The sequence below is a fragment of the Paenibacillus zeirhizosphaerae genome, from assembly GCF_030705605.1.
In the GTDB taxonomy this organism is placed as follows: Bacteria; Bacillota; Bacilli; order Paenibacillales; family Paenibacillaceae; genus Paenibacillus; species Paenibacillus zeirhizosphaerae.
The window spans coordinates 1-18,083 of sequence record NZ_JAPCKK010000006.1 but is presented as its reverse complement, the minus strand read 5'-3'; the positions used below and the strand labels follow the sequence as shown (position 1 = coordinate 18,083).

Sequence of the window (18,083 nt, the reverse complement as noted above, 5' to 3'; positions counted from 1 at the left end):
ATTTGTGCTTGTTTTGTGTTACTTGTCTTCTTTTTCGGCCAGCGCCGCTTTCAGCAGCTCCCCGAGATTGGAGCCAATGGATTCCTGCTTTGCATACTGTTTGACCAGTTGCTGCTGTTCGCGTTTATTGACTCTGGATTTGTCCTTATCCAGCACCTCGGTAAGCCCGCAAGGCAGACACTGGACGTAAAGCCCCGCCTTGCCCTCCTTCATCTCCATTTTCTTATGGCACTGCGGGCAGCGGCGGTTGGAAAGACGTTTTTCATTGGAACGGCGGTAACCGCAATCCTGGCTCGGACAAACGAGAAACTTGCCCCGTTTCCCCTTCTTCTCCAGCAGCTTGCTTCCACAGTCCGGGCAGTGGCTGTTCGTGACGTTATGCGGTTTGTATTCCGCCGCGCTGTTCTTGACCGTGCTTACCAGCTCACGTGTCATGTCCCGGATTCCATTCAGGAAGGAATCCGGGCTGCCCTGGCCACGGGCGATCCGCTCCAGCTCCGCCTCCCAGCGAGCCGTCAGTTCTGGCGTCCGCAACTGCGGTGCAGCCAGCTCAATCAGTTGCTTGCCTTTACCTGTCGGATGCAGCAGATTGCCCTGACGCTCAATGGTATCAGAGCTTACCAGCTTTTCAATAATATCCGCACGCGTAGCTGGGGTGCCCAGCCCATGCTTCTCCATTTGTGACAGCAGGGCTGCTTCTGTGTACCGTTTGGGCGGCATGGTACGGCCCGGCTTCACGATACAGCGGACCAGCTTGACCTTTTCCCCCTGCTTCAGCTCAGGCAGCATGATATGCTGCTCTTTGTCCCGGCTGTCCTCATCTTCGTCTTCGTCGGAATCGTCCATGATCTCCCCGTCATACACAACCCGCCAGCCGCTATCCTTCATGACGGTACCTTTCACATGGAACATTTCACCGGCTGCCTCCACCGTAACCGCAACCGCATCATATTTGGCTGGCCCGTAGAAAAGGCTGATAAAGCGCCGGACGATCAGGTCATAGAGCTTGCGCTCCTCCGCACTGAGCTTGTTCAGGAAAACCGTCTCTTCCGTAGGAATAATGGCATGGTGGTCCGTCACCTTGCTGTCATCGACAAAACGCTTCGTCACCTTGAGCTGCGTTCGCAGCAGCGGGCGGGCAGTTGCCGCATACGGACCTACTGCCACGCTGTTCAGACGCTCTTTCAGCGTTCCCGTAATGTCCGCGGACAGGTAACGGCTGTCGGTACGCGGATACGTGACGAGCTTGTGCTGTTCATACAAGCGCTGCAGCACATTGGACGTCTGTTTGGCGGAAAAACCGAAACGGCGGTTCGCATCTCTCTGCAGCTCGGTCAAGTCGTACGGCAGCGGATGTGGCTCGGCCTTCTCGCTTTTTTTCACCTGCGCAATCGTGCCTGTGCTGCCTTCCAGCTTACGCTTCAGCGTCTCCGTTTCCTGCCTGTCAAAAATACGGGCATCCCCGTTACTGCCGCGGCGGGTTGCCTGGAACGATCCGAAGTCCCCTGCGATCGTATCGTATTCCTGTGAGCGGAAGCCGGTAATTTCTTTCTCACGGTCCATGATCATACCCAGCGTCGGCGTCTGCACCCGTCCTGCGGACAATTGGGCATTGAATTTGCAGGTGAGGGCGCGGGTCACATTCAGACCGACCATCCAATCGGCTTCAGCACGGCAACGGGCCGATTCATACAGCCGATCGAACTGCTTGCCAGGCAGCAGCTTCGCAAAACCTTCCTTGATCGCCTTGTCCGTCTGCGACGAGATCCACAGTCTGCGGAACGGCTTTTTCCAATGGGCCATTTGCATAATCCAGCGGGCAAGCAGCTCCCCTTCTCTCGCGGCGTCTGTCGCAATGATAAGCTCCCCGATATCCTGGCGCTTCATCAGCTGCTGTACTGCTTTGAATTGCTGGCTGGTTTCCCGCAGCACCTTCAGCTTGGTTGTTTTCGGCAGGATCGGCAGCTCTTCCAGCTTCCATGTAGCATATTTATTATCGTAATCCTCCGGCTCCGCCAGACCGATAAGATGGCCAAGCGCCCAGGTTACTACATATTGAGGTCCTTCAAAGTAGCTTTTATGCTTTTCACGGCTTCCCATCACACGAGCGATCTCGCGTGCTACCGACGGTTTTTCAGCTAGTACCAGTACTTTCATAACGCTCCCCTTTCTGTGGATTTCATTATACCACTACCATTACATGTTCCGCACACTCCGTTAATGTCATGTTTTATATCATAAATAAAAAATCTATCAAACCACTAGAATGAATGAAATAAATAGTATTATCGTGAAATAAGGCTGTTTCTAAGACTAAATCACCATTTACAAACTTGTAAACTTATCTATCACCAAACTATGATATTTCTAGATTATACATAACACGACGAATACAAAGGAGTGTGAACCCATTTGCAGAACCCATTGAAGTTTCTTCGAGGTGGAAGCATTGCACTGCTTAGCGGAGTGCTGATTGCAGGAGCTCTGGTGTGGACAAGCCCTACTGCTGCTGCAGCGTCGGTCGAAAAAAACGTTTCCGTGGCCTCAAAAGCCTTCATTCTGGAGGAAGCTACAATTGCAGAAATGCAACAGGCTATGGAGGAAGGAAATCTCACATCAAAAAAGCTGGTGCAAATGTATCTTGACCGTATCAAGACCTATGATGACAAAGGCATGAACTTAAATGCAGTGCTTACGCTTAACCCGGATGCGCTTAAAATTGCAGAACAACTGGACCGGGAACGGCAAGAAAAAGGGCCGCGCTCCCCTCTGCACGGTATCCCCATTCTGGTCAAGGACAATTTTGATACGTCCGATATGCCCACCACAGCAGGGTGCTTATGCCTTAAAGATTCCGTTCCAGCCGAGGATGCGCACCAAATAGCCAAACTGAAAGAGGCTGGTGCGATTGTTTTAGGCAAAACCAACCTGCATGAATTCGCATTCGGCATTACCACCTCCAGCTCCCTTGGCGGACAGACGCTGAATCCGTATGACCTTACCCGCTATCCGGGCGGCTCCAGCGGGGGCACTGGCGCTGCCATTGCCGCAAACTTCGCAGCCGCCGGGCTCGGCACCGATACTGGCGGCTCCATCCGCATTCCGTCCACCTTCAACAGCCTTGTCGGCATCCGGCCCACCATCGGACTTACGAGCCGGGACGGCATTATTCCGCTGGCCCTTACTCAGGATGTCGGCGGACCTATGGCGCGCACCGTTGCTGACGCCGCCCTTCTGCTTGATGCTACAGCCGGTTATGATCCGGACGATGTGGCCACTGCCTACAGCATCGGGGAGACTCCCGCCAGCTATACGGATTTTCTCCAGATCGACGGTTTGAAGGGAGCACGGATCGGGGTAGCAGTAGAGTTATTTGGCAGCAAGCCTGAAGAGATGGCGGTTACAGACGTTGTTTACAAGGCAGTCGATGAGCTGAAAGCGCTCGGTGCAGAAACTGTGCCGGTTCCAATTCCGAATCTGTCCGAGATCATGAGCTATCCGAGCCTCAGCAGCTACGAATTCAAATTTCAGTTAAATGATTATCTGCACGAGCTGGGGCCCTCCGCTCCTTATGACAGCCTGTCCGCTATCATTGAATCCGGTCAATTCGACAAAAAACAGGAAGAGTCCATGAAAACACGGAATGCCCGTGAATCCCTCAATACGGAAGAATACAAGGATATCGTGCTGAAACGCACTAAAGTGACGCGGGAAGCTCTGCTTAAAGTGATGGCTGACAATCATCTGGATGCCATCGTGTATCCTTCCACCACACAGACCGCGGCTGTAATCGGACAAGAACAAAACGCAGGCGGCAACAACAGGCTCAGTCCTTTTTCCGGCTTCCCTGCCATAACGGTGCCTGCCGGATTTACCCCCGTTGGACTGCCTGTCGGCATTGAATTTTTGGGCAGGGCCTTTGACGAAGAGACGTTAATCAAATTGGCCTATAGCTACGAGCAGGGCACACATCATAGAAAAGCTCCACAGCTAACCCCCTGATCCATTCACTTTTACAGAAAAAGCAACCCCGGGCACTTCATCTCGTGAAATCCCGGGGTTCAATAAGGTTATATTCATTGTAAGTCAGGAGCCCCCCATGTCAGCAGCAGACCAGCATAGGTTAACCCGCCGCCAAAACCGTACAATAGGATTTTGTCCCCCTGTCTCAGCTTTCCTTCGTTAATGCCTGTCTGTAATGCCAGGGGAATGGAAGCAGCCGAGGTATTGCCGTTGTACTCCACACTTGTCAATGCTTTTTCCATTGGTATGGCTGCTTTTTCCGCAATCGACTCGATCATGCGCAGGTTGGCGCTATGGGGAACGAACCAATCCAACTGTTCCGTATGGATGCCTCCTTGCTGCAAAAGCCGCTCCACTCCGGCTGGTACGTTTCGCACCGCCCATTTGTAAACTTCTCTTCCGTTCTGCACCAGATGGCCGCTGTCGTTAAGCTCGGTTTCATTCATTTTTTTGGACAATGCTGTTTGGTACAAATGGATGCCTCCCGAGCCGTCTGTACCGATATCTGACGTGATAAAGCCCGGATTCTGCTCATCATACTCCACCAACACGGCCCCTGCTCCGTCGCCGAACAAGATACAGGTTGTCCGGTCCGTATAATCCGTTATTTTGGACAGTGTTTCGGCTCCGACGACAAGGATTTTCCGATGCAGGCCTGCCGTAATCAACCCGTTAGCTACATGAAGCCCATAAGTGAATCCTGCGCAGGCTGCTCCAAGATCAAGCGAGCCCGTGTGAGCGATCCCAAAGGCATCTTGAATGCGTGAAGCGACATTCGGGAAATGATAGTCAGGTGTGCTGGTGGCGACCATGATCATATCTACATCCTGCACCTGAACATTGTAGGCTTGCATCATGTTTTGAACCGCACGGATAGCCAAATCAGAAACAAACTGATCGGGAGCGGCAATCCGGCGTTCTCTCATGCCAGTCCGCTGTACGATCCATTCGTCACTGGTATCCACCAGCTTCTCCAGATCCTCGTTACTCATTATTTTATCAGGCACATAAGTTCCAATGGCAGCTATTCTCGCTGTAGATTGCAGCATAGTATTTCTCCTCTCGAATGCAGGATTTGAATGTCCATGCGTTCAGCTCAACATGTACATTCGTTATTATAACACTTGGTATTAGTACCTGGTACTATTTTTTTTACTGAGGGTGTACAAATTCTGTACTTCAACAAAAATAGAGCCGCTCCGAGGTCGAATGCAGACCTCCAGAGCGGCTCTGTTATATAAAAGATTTTGCTTGATATCCAGACCTCGTGCCAAAATTACTGAAAGCTCGGGAAACGCCCTCCAGCCGCGACGCCATGCGGCGAAATGCGTTCGATCTCCGCCAGTTCCTCTGCGGAAAGCGTTACTTCCAGTGCACCTAGGTTTTCACGAACTCGATCCAAACGTTTCGTACCCGGAATCGGAACGATCTGCTCACCCTGCGCAAGCAGCCAGGCCAGAGCAAGCTGAGACGGTGCACAGCCTTTGCGGGCGGCAAACTTTTCGATTAGAGCGGCAACCTCCAGGTTTTTGCTGAAGTTTTCACCCTGGAAGCGGGGGAAAAAGCGGCGATAATCATCTGCAGGCAGATCGTCGAAGGTCCGGATTTGCCCTGTAAGGAAACCACGGCCAAGCGGGCTGTACGGAACAAAACCGATGCCCAGCTCACGAAGAACAGGCAGCACCTCGTCCTCAACTTCGCGGCTCCACAGTGAATATTCCGTTTCCACCGCAGTTAACGGATGAACCGCATGCGCACGGCGAATCTGATCGGCTGAAGCTTCAGACAGACCGATATAACGTATTTTTCCTTCCTGAACGAGGTCCGCCATAGCACCTACCGTTTCCTCGATGGGCGTATTCGGATCCATGCGATGCTGATAGTACAGATCGATATAATCCACACCAAGCTGCAGAAGGCTGGCGTCTACCGATTTTTTCACGTAAGCAGGGTGCCCGTGTGCTGTCATATCCAGCCCAACGATGCCAAATTTGGTCGCAATCACAGCTTGGTCCCGCCGTCCCTTCAAGGCTCGGCCAACCGTTCGCTCGTTGCCGCCGAATTTTCCTTCCATGGATTTTTCGCCATAAATATCCGCCGTATCGAACATTGTAACACCCAGATCCAACGCGCCATGAATAGTATACACCGACTCTTCGTTGTCCGGCATCATCATCGTACCCAATCCTAATGCCGACACTTCAAGCCCAAGCCCACCCAGTTTCCGTCTTGGTAATCTATTTTCCATCGGTTAGTCCCCTCTTTTCCGTAGTTTCGAATATGGATTGTTAAAGCATGATCTTATTCTAAACCGTAGTAGTGGGAGCAACCACAGTACGCTTTTACTAGTAATGGCGCTAACAGGCTAATGCGATGAGTTCACTGTGAAAACAATACATTGGCCCAAGAAAAATGCCCCATTGGACCATGTTAGTATTTCCCTTTTTACACTAATATAACTTATGTATGCTTACTTTTATTCGAAAAAGGTGATTGCGATCAAAATTTTTTATAATGGTTTATTTCTAATATTTTCAATAATCTTAACTGCTGCTTTGCTAGGGGGTTGCCAGATGAATGAAACAGATAAACAAGCTTTATTTAATGAAGCTGATCCCTTTGCGGTCGATTATTTCAAAGAGAAATTCAACATAGAAATTGTTATTACAGATCATAAACTATTACCGACGATGGCTGTTTCAGAGGTTTCAGTAATAGGACATGTCAAGGGTCATGAGGATCAGAAATTTAATTTAACTTATGACTATAAAAAGAACGTCGTGACCGGGGGTTCAGTTAGTCGGGAGTTTAGTCAGGCTCTTAAAGATAAAGGGTTTGACCCTGACATGAAATAAGTTTATTTGCTACTGCAGTCAGGAGACACTGGGCCCCTCGCCATTAGAAAGCTACTTTCAGGGCAGGACGAGTTCACTAGGAAGATGATACATTAGACTATGTTAGTATTTTCCTTTTTACACCAATATAATCTATATATATTTTGAAAAAGGTGATAACCATCAAATATGTTTATAAGAGTTTATTCTTGATTTTTTTTATAGTCGTCATCACTTCTTTGCTAGGGGGATGCCAGAAGATGAAAGACAGCGAAAAAGAAGCCTTATTTGAGGAGGCTGAAGCGACTGCTGTTCAATATTTTAAAGAAAAATTTGATATGGACGTTGTAATCACTAAACACAAGTTACTACCTGAGATGGCTCTTTCACAAATTGCTATGGAAGGATACGTAGTAAATCATGAAGAACAGCGCTTTGATATCTCCTACGACTATAACACTAAAAAAGCCCTTGACTTTGTAATGAGCCAGGAACTTAAAAAAGCTATTATTGCCAAGGGCTATGACCCATTTAATGAGGAAATGTAGCATTATAATTCCAAACGGAGGTAAATTCAATGAGTGATCCTTCAAAAATAAATGATGAGACTTATAAAAAGATGTCCCAACTAGCATATAAAGATAGAACGACGGAGGATGAACTGGGAAATCTTCCTGGCTGGAAGGTGCTTGAAGACACTATAAGTAATAACATTTCTGGCTTCAATGCAGTAACCTTCTACAATCCTGAAACCAAGCAAGCCGTGATCGCCTATAGAGGAACGGAAGGCAGCGCACCAATATCGACATCCCTCCCCGACTTCATCATGGATGGCCGAATCGGCATACCTGAAATCGGGCGTAAAATTGACCAAAGTCTGGATACCACCCCTGAATGGTTGGACAAAAGCACGCAAAAAGTCAGGGATGTCACTGGAGCAACCCATGTGGAAAATTGGCTGGGTGAACTGGACAAAAAACTGGATAAGACCTCTATTGCTGGCAAAAACAATCAAATGTACGAAGCCGAAAACTACGCAAAAGAGATGCAGAGTAAATATAAAGACTACAAATTCTCTCTTACAGGGCACTCACTCGGAGGCGGAAACGCACAGTATGCTGCAGCTTACACTGGAATGACGGCTGTAACCTTTAGCGCGCCTTCGGTAATATCCAGTCTGACACCAGAGGTGCAACGTAAAGCCGAAGAAGGCGAATTCGATAACCAGATTACTAATTTTGCTCATCCAGGGGACTTTGTGGCCAGTGGCCTTTTCGGAGGATATGACCGGCATGTTGGAGCTACCTACTACATAGATTCCAATTATGAGAATGCAAATAAAGATATCGGTATTGTCGAAAAGATCAGCAACTCCTTTGGCGGACCGAATTATCATAGCCTGAATCAGTATGAATTTAAAAACGGATTACATGGGGGAAGCATTTATGGGCGGAAAGCTGCTGGTTGAATTGCATGATCTAAGGAGGGCTGAAAGGGAGCTGACCCGTCTACTGGAACGGCTGCGGGCGGATGAGATCGAAGCCAAAAGCTTGTACAAGCGACTCGGTGACTGGAAAGGACACGCCGCAAATACAACAAGAGCACAGATTGAAGCTTTCTTTTCGGGCCTATCCCAACGCATACAGTCCATCGAGCTGCAGAAACAAAGCTTGTTACAGTACATAGAAGCTATGGTCCAGGCTGACCAGGCTCGTTAAAGCAGCCTTGAATGACGAAATCACTACTATGCCTGACGGCATTATCCAGCAGGTTACGGATGGCACGCCGCTAAATAATCAATATTATCTGAAGGATTACCCATCTCTGAGAAACATAAATATCATCATTCTGATTCTAATACCCTCTTTACAAAATCAGTTTTTGCATAAGTGTAAGCTTCTCTATCATCATGGTTCTCTTCTGCTAACTTCCTTTTTAGTTCGGCATATTGTCTAGCCAATAAAGGATTTTCACGAAGTTTATCTCGGAAAATGATTTGTTTTCCCCACCGTTCTTCATTCTCCAACATAAGATGAAGATGACATTGTCTTTTATCGCCTTTAACCTTGACAAAAAATCTTCTCCACTCTCGTCCATCCAGTTCCGGTGGCACATAATTCCAATTATCGGCTTTTAGTTTTTCAACAATCTCTTCTAAATCATCATAGGATTTAATCTGTGCCATCATATCAATAATGGGTTTTGCAGGGAGATTCGGTATCGATGTGCTTCCAACATGCTCAATCTCACTAACTCCGAAAGGAGAAAGATGTTCTCTTAATTGATTAACTTCATATCTCCCCTTCTCTAACCATGCAGGATCAGGAGTCTTTATTTCAACCGGTTCTGTAGCCCAAACCGGCCAGTTGTTATTATGGTTTTCTCCCATGCATGTACCTCCAAAATTTTATTGCTCATTACCCTCTATAGTTTTCTTCCATCGCCTTCTTAAACGCCTCGATGGGATACTCGTATTTTATAGCTTTATAGATGAATCGATTATTCCACTGATTTCTTTCTATTGCTTCAGCAAATTCTTGCTCTGTGATTTTCATTACATAGATAATTTCATTTAATGTTCCTATCACACTTCGATTGTTAGTAGTTGTGATGATCATACCTTCATTTTCTTTGATATACCTGCTGATTACCTTTTCTTCGATTTCCTCACTCATTAAATAATTTCTTAGTTCATTAACGAATAGCTCTTCTATGTTTTTTAATTGTGCCTTTTTAACTCCTACGATCGTTAAACTTAATCTTGATAAGTCATTCATGAATACGATTGTTTTTCTTCTATTCAAAGTGAACATATTGGCATGCCATGTATTTAACGGAACAGATATATCTGTTTTTGGCACTTTACAATCCATTTCTTTTAGCAGTTTTTGTGTCGCTCTTATAACGTACATTATTGTTCTCCTTGTTGTTGATTTACAGGGTTTGAATATTATGTTATCTGCTGTTGCTACTACTTAGAATCTGCATTCAATTCATTAACCTGTTGTTTATTTTCTTCTGACTTCATTATCTATTGTCCTTCTCCTATTGGGTGAAGCAAGATACTTTCCTCGTATTATATCTGTTTAGTCTTCGACAATTGCAGATAACTTTTTGTATCTATGAACCCGAAAGCGCCGTATCGCTCCAATCGTACACTGATCGTTCTTTCATCCAAGTAGAGTAATCTTCACCTCATTTGCCTCCTCAGTATATCAGTCATTCAAAAAAATGAAAAATGCAATTTAACAAAAAGAACAGAACGAAGCTGCCTCGTCTGTCCTTTCAACGGTTTAACTTATCTATCTACAAACACAAATCATCAGCCATGGAAGTGCGCCAGCCAACCAAAGTGATCGGTTGCCTCCTCAGGGACTTGCTGACGACACTAGTACAGTGTGTCCTAGAGCAGTACCTAAGTATACCCCTTAAATGCTCTCTGGGTTCATTATTCGCCTAGAACGGCAATTCCTCACCTGCAGACATCGAATGAATCTGCACTTTAGCATGACCAGACTCACCCTCTTCCACCAACAGGCTTCGCAGACGGTCGGTTTCTTCTTTGGCGGCATGTACCAGCACATTGTGCCGTGCCGGCATCACGGCCATCATCCGCCGGACATCCTCGCGGCCTTGATGAACCTTATACCTGAGCTTTTTTACATCACAGGCTCCGTATAAGTCCGGCTGCCGCAGTAGACGGTCGGCAAAGGTCCCCTTAGAGGCATGGCCAGTCAGCAAAACAAGGTTCCCCGGATCCCCGGATAACTGGTCATAGTACCACCTGGCGTACTCCGACTGCATCATGCCGTCGGTAATAAACCATATCGAAGCCCCCAATTCCGCAAGCAGGCGCAACCGATCATCTTCGCTTACCGGGATGAGCAGATCGTCTCGACCAAGGAGCCATTCCACCTCGCCTTTTGCGTCCCCGCCTGTACCGATATCGCGTTTACGTAGCCATTCCGGACAGAGCAAGAGCCGCTCCAGCCCACTGAGCAGGCCTGGCTCCATCACGATCGGCGTATCCCTGAAGTTTCGATGTACCCACAGCAGCATTTCCTGCCCCCGGCCCGCAGCCGGTACCGGCAGCAGAACTTTGCCGCCCTGCTGCACCACACTCCGGATGGTCTGCCCCAACTGCTCCAGCTTGTCGGCTTGGGTCTCCGCATCCGTGCCGTAAGCTGCATCCATAATAGCTAGGTCCGCAGCACTTTCGGTCTGCCCATCCGCTTGGCCGGGGCAATCCTCCTCAAGCAGCAGGGATTCTGCCGTGTAATCACCGGAATAGAAAATAACTTTCCCTTCCGTTCGGATTAACAACCACACCGCCCCGGCCATATGCCCGCTTCGTCCCCACATCGCCTCGACGCCCGGGATCACCTCAAACCACGTCAACCTTGATGCGACTTCATCCATGTACCGGTATCGGATCGCCCCACGGTCCGTCTCACCATAAGGAAGCAGCCCCCCTGCTCGTTCAGTGAATGCCTTCCAGCTCTCCAAATAAGAATCCACCTGGGCCGCAGTCTCCTGCGTCGTCCATACTTCGCCATGATAACCAAGTCTGTACAGCAGCGGAAGGGCTACCGAGTGATCCTCATGAGCGTGGGACAAGAATACAGCATCCAGCTTGGGAACCACATCAGGTTCAAAGAGGGGATATTCCCCGGTCCCTTCCCGTTTAACGCCGCAATCCAGCAGCAGATGCACTCTGCTGCCCCTCAATAAATAAGCGGAGCGGCCATGCTCACCCGCGCCGCCCCAAACTTTGAGATTCATCACGATGCATTCCACTTTCTTTTAGAGTTCAATGTTTCAACCAGCAGCAGCAGCACCACCGTCATACCGACGGAAACGACGGCCATAGCCATACCAAGCGATACTTGCCCCTGTTCAAACTGTGCAAATATATAGGTTGCCGACGTCTGCATCGACGGTGGAAGGACAAGCAAGGACCCGACCAGCTCCCGCGCTGCGATTGTAAACGTCATGATCCAGCCCGCCAGCATACCCGGCGCAATAAGCGGGAGCAAAATACGCCGCAGAATCATCAGAGGGCCTCCCCCAAATACTTGACCAGCTTGAAAAAGGGTCCCGTCGATCTGCGTAAAGTTAGCCTTCACATATTGGACCGTATAAGGGAGAAACAGAATCACATAAGTAAGGACAACCATCCCATAAGTGTTATAAAGCGTCGCCGGCAGCCAGGGCGAATTCCAGAACAGAATCAATCCCACTACCATTACAATGCCCGGCACGGTATTAGGCAGTAGACTGAACAAGTCAATGACTCGCTGCATCCGTCTCTGGGACTTCCCGACCGCCAAGGCAAAACCGCTGCCCAGCAAAACTGCCACCGTTGAAGCGGCGAGTGATAAGCCCAAGCTGTTCCCGAGCGCTCTCAAGCTTACTGAACCCCAGGACAACAGCTCTTTGTAATGATCCAGCGTCAAGTTGTCCATGGACAAGCCCGTGCCGCGAAGCTTCATTAAAGAAGCCGCGATGACCGAAAAGTAAGGAATGCCTACGGATAATACCAGCAGCAGCCCCATGTACGACACGCAAGCCACACCGGCAGCTCCGCGGAGGGTATACCTTTTGGTGCGTTGGCCTTTGCCCCCGACCAAGCGGTAAGTAAACCTTCGGCTCACGGTGGATTGCATATACCACATGACCAGACATACCGACAGCAGAATCGATGCCAGCGAGGTTGCTTTTCCGAAATCGATTGGCCAACTGGATATGTATTTATGGATCTCTGAGGTCATCACATAATATCCGATTCGGCGGCCAAACGTTGCGGGTGTACCGAACTCGGCTATCGTTTTCACGAATACCAGCATGGCGCCCATGCCGTACGAGGACAACAGCAGCGGCAGCATGATCTTTCTGAAGCGGTATCCGGGGCCGGCACCGTGTACCGCCCCTGCCTCTTCCAGGTGGCCGCCGATGCGGATCATCGCATCGCGCAGCAGCAAATACAGAAAAGGAAACAAATGCAGGCACATGATCAGCACCATTCCGCCGAAGCTAAAGAAGGACTCGCTCCACACTCCACTCCCCGGCAGCCATTGCTGCAGGTATCCACCTTTTTGCATAAACAGAATCCAGCCCATTGAGCCGATATAGGGGGGCGTCATAAACGGGATCATAAGTACGACGTCCACCCACCGATGCCGTCCCATCCGCGTCTTGGCCATCATCCAAGCCAAGGGCAAAGCCAGCAGCGTCGTCCCCGCCACCACACAAACCCCGAGCCACAGAGTCTGCAGGAGCACGCCGAACAGATCATGACTGGCTATCGTACGTATGGGTGCCAGCCAGTCCCATCCTTGATCCGTGTACACACTTTGCCAGAAAATCAGCAGCAGCGGTATAACGATACCTATAACGAGCAGCATTAAAGCGAGTATGATTCCGACATTTCGAAAGAAGCTTGGGCTGTCCTTAACGGCAGACTTCACTGATGCTCACCTCACATTGCCTTTCCTGTGCTTCATATCGTTTATTTAAAAACTTCGGAAAAACGTGCTGCTACCTCATCCCCGTGGTCATTCATCCATGTCCAATCCACCGGTAGAAGAGGGATGTCTTTCAGGTTGGTCCGGCCTTCGGCTTCCACATCCTCGCGTCCAGGAATCAGATAAGCTTCTGCGACGAGCTTTTGCGCTTCATCCGAGAGCAGGTAATCGATAAATGCTTTGGCATTATCCACATTCTCGCTGGATTTCAAAATAGCTGCCGGTCGCGGGCTAACCACCGTGCCTTCGGCTGGATATACAATGTCCACCGGCTCACCTTTGGCTTTCGCTGAATAGGCCATATAATCAACCCCGGCTGCCACTACACTCTTGGCTCCAGTAATTACCGGGTCAAGTGCTTCCTGATTGGCTCCGGCCATGGCCATGCCGTTGGCTTTGTATTGCTCAAAAAGTCCCCATCCTTCTTCGCCCTTCACACTTAAATATCCCGTCATAAAATCAAGCGCAGAACCCGACAGCGTCGGATCTGGAATATTGGCAGCATCCTTCCATTCCGGCAGCTCCAGGTCGCTCCAGCTTTGAGGCGGTGTCGATACCAGGTTGGTATTATAGACGATTCCGAGCGCCGATGCGCTCGTGCTGAAATAGTGTCCCTCCGCGTCCGACCACTCCTTATTGAGCTTATCGCTATTCACGGCATCCGGATACGGCATGGTCAGTCCCTCCGCTTTCAGCGCTTGCGCCGTCGGGAGAGAAGCCAGAATGACGACATCCGCTACCGGATTTGCCTTTTCCGCTTCCAGTCTGGCTAAAATTTTACCCGTCGTCCCCTGGAACATTTCGACTTTCACCCCAGTCTTGGCTTCAAAACCGCTGACGATATTATCCGCCAGCTTCTGGGGACCCGCGCTGTACAGCACGAGTTTCCCGCCTGTTGAAGCGTTCCCTGAAGCCGGGGCTTGTCCGCCTTCCGCGGGTGCAGTCGCTTGATTTCCTCCAGACGTGTTGCCGCACCCAAACAAACCGATACTCATTACGGACGCCAATAGCATCAATGCGCCCTTTTTCCGTAGTGTCATTCTTTTCATCCTGACCATCTCCCTTTTTCCTTAACGTGAAACTGCGAGCACTCGTTTGGTATCCTTACGCTCTTCAGCAACCGTGCCTGTTCTGTCCTGCATCCGGCAGATCACTTTCGGAGGAATGTAGAGCGTTATACGCTCCCCGACGGCGATCCTGCTAACAGAATATGCGGTCCACTGATCCAGCCCGTCCACCTGCAGCCGAATCTCGTAACGCTCGCCGACATAGCTGACATGCCGGACCGTTGCCACATAACTTAAATCGTCCGCCGAGCTTCTGCTCCAGCGCACCTGCTCCGGCCGTACCATCGAACAGTTCGGCTCCAGCCAGTTCGACTTGCCGATGAACGAAGCAACAAAGGGATGCCTCGGCGCTCCGTATATCGTCTCCGGTGTCCCCTGCTGCAGCACTTCCCCCTTGCGCATGACCACGATTTCATCGGACATCGACATCGCTTCGACCTGATCATGAGTGACGTACAACGCCGTTAACCCCATGTCCTTCACAAGTGACATCATTTCGACCCGCATTTCCTCCCTTAACACCGCATCCAGTGCACTTAACGGTTCGTCAAACAGCACCAGGGCTGGACGAATCGCCACCGCCCTGGCAAAAGCAACCCGCTGCTGCTGTCCGCCGGACAGCTGATGGGGGTAGCGGTCTTCCATCCCTCTCAACCGAACCATGGCCAGTGCTTCAGTTACCTTTTCCCTGAGACCGGCATTCTGCTTTGCGGCTTTCAAGCCAAAGGCGACATTTTCAAATACCGTCATGTGCGGCCACAGCGCAAAATCCTGAAACACCATCCCAAAATGCCGCTTGTGCGCTGGCACGTCAGTCTTGTTCCCCGCCGAGTAGATACACTTGCCAGCCGAATAGATTTCCCCGCCGTCGGGTTGCTCCAAGCCTGCGATCATGCGCAGGAGCGTCGTTTTGCCGCAGCCGGAAGGTCCGAGCAATGTCGTGAACTGGCCTTGCCGCAATGTCAAATCGGTAGGAATCAGGGCGGGCGTGCCTTGAAACGATTTATGAATCCCTTTGATTTCGATCTCCATGCTGATCCCGCCTGTTCTTTTTTTGAGCTGCTTTTAGTGTAACGCTTGCGTTCAAGCGTTCTATTAGACTTATGTAAATACATAATTAACTTTTTATTTGAATTCTATTGATACTCATAGATTAAATCTATATAGAGAGCATATATAGGGAAGAATCAAGGGGGAGATCGTTACGTGAATCTGATGAAACTGCAAATTGTCGAATTGATCGACCGCCATCACCACATGACCAGCGTCGCCGAAATACTCGGCATCAAGCAACCTACAGTTACGTTTCATATGAAGTCGCTGGAGGAGGAGATGCAAGTCAAATTGTTTGAATCCCGAAGCGGCAAAACGTTTCTTACCGAGGCCGGGCAAGCCTTGCTCCATTACGCCGTCAAAATAAATGCTCTTGCCAAAGAGTCACACCGCGTCGTCAGGGAGTATGACAGCTTGTACCGCGGTACGCTGCATATCGGTGCGAGCTATGTTCCTGCGACCTACTTGCTTCCACTCATTTTGCAGACTTTTTCGCGGGAATTCCCGGGCATTCGGATCTCCTTGTCCGTCAAACCTTCACCAGTGATCCGGGATATGCTTACCCGGCATCAGATCGATCTGGGTATCGTCTCGTCAGAGCCTTTCACCGGACAAGGTTTGCTGGCCGAATCCTTGTGCTCCGATGATCTGGTCCTCGTATGCGCCGCCGGACATCCGCTGACAAAATCGGAATCGCCCGACCCTGAGCAGATTGCCCGCACGCCTTTTGCCCTTCATGGAACAGAATCAAGCACACGGCAGTTAACAGACCAATGGGTTAACCAACATAACATCCGTCTCCGCAGTACCGTGGAACTGGATTCTTTGGAAGCGATCAAACAACTGGTCCTGCTGGGAGATCATATTTCGTTTATGTCACGAATGGCCATCCGGCGAGAAAAAGAGCAAGGCTGGCTGCATATCCTCCCAATTCCCGGGCTCCGGGCATCCCGGTATATTTACAGTATTCATAATGCAGATCGCTTGCCTTCCGTGCAGATCGGACGTTTTCAGGAGGTACTACGGGAGGCAAGCGCCCTGAAAAAATGAAGCATGCTATTCAAAAATTCTATGGAAATTTGATGCAATTCCTTCTCTTTGTTAACAACTCCCGTTTACTTCTCATTTAGAGTGAAGCAGTGTTCAATAATCCAAAGGGAGTGGTAGATCTTGAAAAAATGGAAACAGATGACGATGGCAGCGGTGCTGAGCTTCACAGCGTTGGGAAGCGTATTCGCCGGAAGCGAGATACAGCCCGTGGCCGCCGCCGCAAATGCGGTGCCTTCCTACGAAGTGAAATTCATTGCCAAACCAGAAGCTGTATTAACCTCCAATGGACACGTCCAGGAAGACGTAATTCAGAAGCTCGGGCTTAACTCATCACCACAAGCAATCGGTGTAGCGTATTACGATACCGATCAACTGGAACTGAACGAACAAGGCTGGGATGTGCGATTCCGTAAAAAAGAGGACAAAAATAACTATGAGCTAACCTACAAAAAGCGGTATCCGATCATCAACGGTGATATTGATGCCGCCCTCAGCTTGGCTAATAAGGAGGGCTTTGATGCCTCAGACGACAATTATGAAGCCGAGATCGATTGGGGCTATGGCAAGCAGACGCTCAGTTTCTCCAACACCAAGAAGGTAAACACCAACGCAGCAGGTACACAGATGCCTTCCGAGCAGGAATCGCTGGCGCTGCTGCTGGACAAGCTGCCGGGCAAGCTCGAGAAATGGTCTTCCAAGGAATGGGGGAAGCAGAAGCTATCCCAGTCCCGAATCTATGGTCCCTTGACCTTTTACCGTTATGAGGGGAATTGGGAGGATCAGGAGCTTACTCTGGAGGTATGGCCAATCCGAAACAGCGAAGGTACAGGAATCGAGAACCTGATTGAAATTTCCTTTAAAACCGATGATCGGGAGACCGCCACCCGGCTGCGCTCCAAGCTGATGGACACACTGACCGCAAATAACTGGCTGCTTCCCGTAGACGGTTTGAAAACACAGCTGATTCTGGAAAGATATTAATGACAAACCAAGCCCATCATTGATCTCATGATGGGCTTGGTAACTAGGTTGAACGTATACATCGTTATGATTTGCTTCAGGATGATAAGGAGTCTGTAAGCCAGATAAAAACAAGCCTGTTATCGATAATTCGATGACAGGCTTGTTTAATGCTTGCCTGGCAACGTCCTACTCTCCCAGGACCCTTCGGTCCAAGTACCATCGGCGCTGGAGGGCTTAACGGTCGTGTTCGGGATGGGTACGCGTGGAACCCCTCCGCTATCGCCACCAGACAGGTTTTTTTCGGTCGAATTACTCCCCGAATCACTTCAGGAAAATAACCAACTACAGAAAAGACATGCAGCTTCATGTTGCCGCGAGAAATTCGGTACATCACGTACAGTGTGTATGAATTTCATAGCGTCTTTCTTTCAAGGCTATTACGCCCTGAAAACTGGATCCGAAACGTTCATTGCCTTTTAGAACCTTTAGGATAAGCCCTCGACCGATTAGTACTGGTCAGCTCCATGCATTGCTGCACTTCCACCCCCAGCCTATCTACCTCGTCGTCT

The 18,083-nt window shown here is 49.5% G+C and carries 16 protein-coding genes and 2 rRNA genes; 7 read left to right on the top strand and 11 right to left on the bottom strand.

Going from position 1 to position 18,083, the window contains the following annotated elements:
- Positions 1 to 18: 18 nt before the first annotated feature.
- Positions 19 to 2,157 carry a DNA topoisomerase III gene (locus tag OIN60_RS02910; protein ID WP_305753380.1) on the bottom strand — a complete coding sequence of 713 codons (2,139 nt, stop codon included), beginning with the start codon at positions 2,155 to 2,157 and terminating at the stop codon, positions 19 to 21.
- Positions 2,158 to 2,412: 255 nt separating this feature from the next.
- Between OIN60_RS02910 and OIN60_RS02905 the strand changes: the two genes are divergently transcribed.
- Positions 2,413 to 4,002 (top strand): amidase family protein, encoded by a 1,590-nt coding sequence (locus tag OIN60_RS02905; protein ID WP_370872356.1) that lies wholly within the window; start codon positions 2,413 to 2,415, stop codon positions 4,000 to 4,002.
- A gap of 74 nt (positions 4,003 to 4,076) precedes the next feature.
- On the opposite strand, the gene OIN60_RS02900 is transcribed toward OIN60_RS02905, so the two are convergent.
- Together OIN60_RS02900 and OIN60_RS02895 are read right to left on the bottom strand one after the other, a co-directional pair.
- The gene (locus OIN60_RS02900; protein WP_305753379.1) at positions 4,077 to 5,072 is read right to left on the bottom strand and encodes a ketoacyl-ACP synthase III; all 996 of its coding nucleotides are present in this window, start codon (positions 5,070 to 5,072) and stop codon (positions 4,077 to 4,079) included.
- Between the two features lie 227 nt (positions 5,073 to 5,299).
- Positions 5,300 to 6,271, bottom strand: a complete 972-nt coding sequence (locus OIN60_RS02895) for an aldo/keto reductase (protein WP_305753378.1) — start codon at positions 6,269 to 6,271, stop codon at positions 5,300 to 5,302.
- Positions 6,272 to 6,596: 325 nt separating this feature from the next.
- Between OIN60_RS02895 and OIN60_RS02890 the strand changes: the two genes are divergently transcribed.
- From OIN60_RS02890 to OIN60_RS02875, 4 genes are all read left to right on the top strand, one after another.
- A complete protein-coding gene (locus OIN60_RS02890; protein WP_305753377.1) occupies positions 6,597 to 6,878 on the top strand; it encodes a hypothetical protein in 282 nt (93 codons plus the stop codon).
- Between the two features lie 239 nt (positions 6,879 to 7,117).
- On the top strand, positions 7,118 to 7,405 hold the full coding sequence (locus OIN60_RS02885; RefSeq protein WP_305753376.1) for a hypothetical protein: 288 nt from the start codon (positions 7,118 to 7,120) through the stop codon (positions 7,403 to 7,405).
- 29 nt (positions 7,406 to 7,434) lie between these two features.
- Positions 7,435 to 8,325, top strand: a complete 891-nt coding sequence (locus OIN60_RS02880; protein WP_305753375.1) for a Tle-like phospholipase domain-containing protein — start codon at positions 7,435 to 7,437, stop codon at positions 8,323 to 8,325.
- On the top strand, positions 8,303 to 8,575 hold the full coding sequence (locus OIN60_RS02875) for a hypothetical protein (RefSeq protein WP_305753374.1): 273 nt from the start codon (positions 8,303 to 8,305) through the stop codon (positions 8,573 to 8,575). Before OIN60_RS02880 ends, OIN60_RS02875 begins: the two co-directional genes overlap by 23 nt.
- Before the next feature lie 125 nt (positions 8,576 to 8,700).
- Here the strand turns inward: OIN60_RS02875 and OIN60_RS02870 are convergent, their stop codons facing one another.
- The 6 genes from OIN60_RS02870 to OIN60_RS02845 form a co-directional block, all read right to left on the bottom strand.
- Complete coding sequence (locus OIN60_RS02870; protein ID WP_305753373.1) at positions 8,701 to 9,246, bottom strand: GrpB family protein; 546 nt, start codon at positions 9,244 to 9,246, stop codon at positions 8,701 to 8,703.
- Between the two features lie 28 nt (positions 9,247 to 9,274).
- Entirely contained in the window at positions 9,275 to 9,769 is a 495-nt protein-coding gene (locus OIN60_RS02865; protein WP_305753372.1) for a DUF6933 domain-containing protein, read from the bottom strand.
- A gap of 544 nt (positions 9,770 to 10,313) precedes the next feature.
- A complete protein-coding gene (locus OIN60_RS02860) occupies positions 10,314 to 11,639 on the bottom strand; it encodes an MBL fold metallo-hydrolase (RefSeq protein ID WP_305753538.1) in 1,326 nt (441 codons plus the stop codon).
- Positions 11,639 to 13,261: an ABC transporter permease gene (locus tag OIN60_RS02855; RefSeq protein ID WP_305753537.1), complete on the bottom strand. Its 1,623-nt coding sequence runs from the start codon at positions 13,259 to 13,261 to the stop codon at positions 11,639 to 11,641. The genes OIN60_RS02860 and OIN60_RS02855 overlap by 1 nt, the downstream gene beginning before the upstream one ends.
- 104 nt (positions 13,262 to 13,365) lie before the next feature.
- Positions 13,366 to 14,430: an ABC transporter substrate-binding protein gene (locus OIN60_RS02850; RefSeq protein WP_305753371.1), complete on the bottom strand. Its 1,065-nt coding sequence runs from the start codon at positions 14,428 to 14,430 to the stop codon at positions 13,366 to 13,368.
- A gap of 21 nt (positions 14,431 to 14,451) precedes the next feature.
- Positions 14,452 to 15,480 (bottom strand): ABC transporter ATP-binding protein, encoded by a 1,029-nt coding sequence (locus tag OIN60_RS02845; RefSeq protein ID WP_305753370.1) that lies wholly within the window; start codon positions 15,478 to 15,480, stop codon positions 14,452 to 14,454.
- Positions 15,481 to 15,663: 183 nt separating this feature from the next.
- On the opposite strand from OIN60_RS02845, the gene OIN60_RS02840 reads away from it, so the two are divergent.
- On the top strand, positions 15,664 to 16,551 hold the full coding sequence (locus tag OIN60_RS02840; RefSeq protein WP_305753536.1) for a LysR family transcriptional regulator: 888 nt from the start codon (positions 15,664 to 15,666) through the stop codon (positions 16,549 to 16,551).
- A 120-nt stretch (positions 16,552 to 16,671) separates the two neighbouring features.
- Positions 16,672 to 17,532, top strand: a complete 861-nt coding sequence (locus OIN60_RS02835; RefSeq protein WP_305753369.1) for a hypothetical protein — start codon at positions 16,672 to 16,674, stop codon at positions 17,530 to 17,532.
- A gap of 155 nt (positions 17,533 to 17,687) precedes the next feature.
- Here the strand turns inward: OIN60_RS02835 and rrf are convergent.
- Positions 17,688 to 17,804, bottom strand: a 5S ribosomal RNA gene (rrf, locus tag OIN60_RS02830).
- A gap of 196 nt (positions 17,805 to 18,000) precedes the next feature.
- Positions 18,001 to 18,083: ribosomal RNA gene (locus tag OIN60_RS02825) — 23S ribosomal RNA — on the bottom strand; the annotation flags it as partial.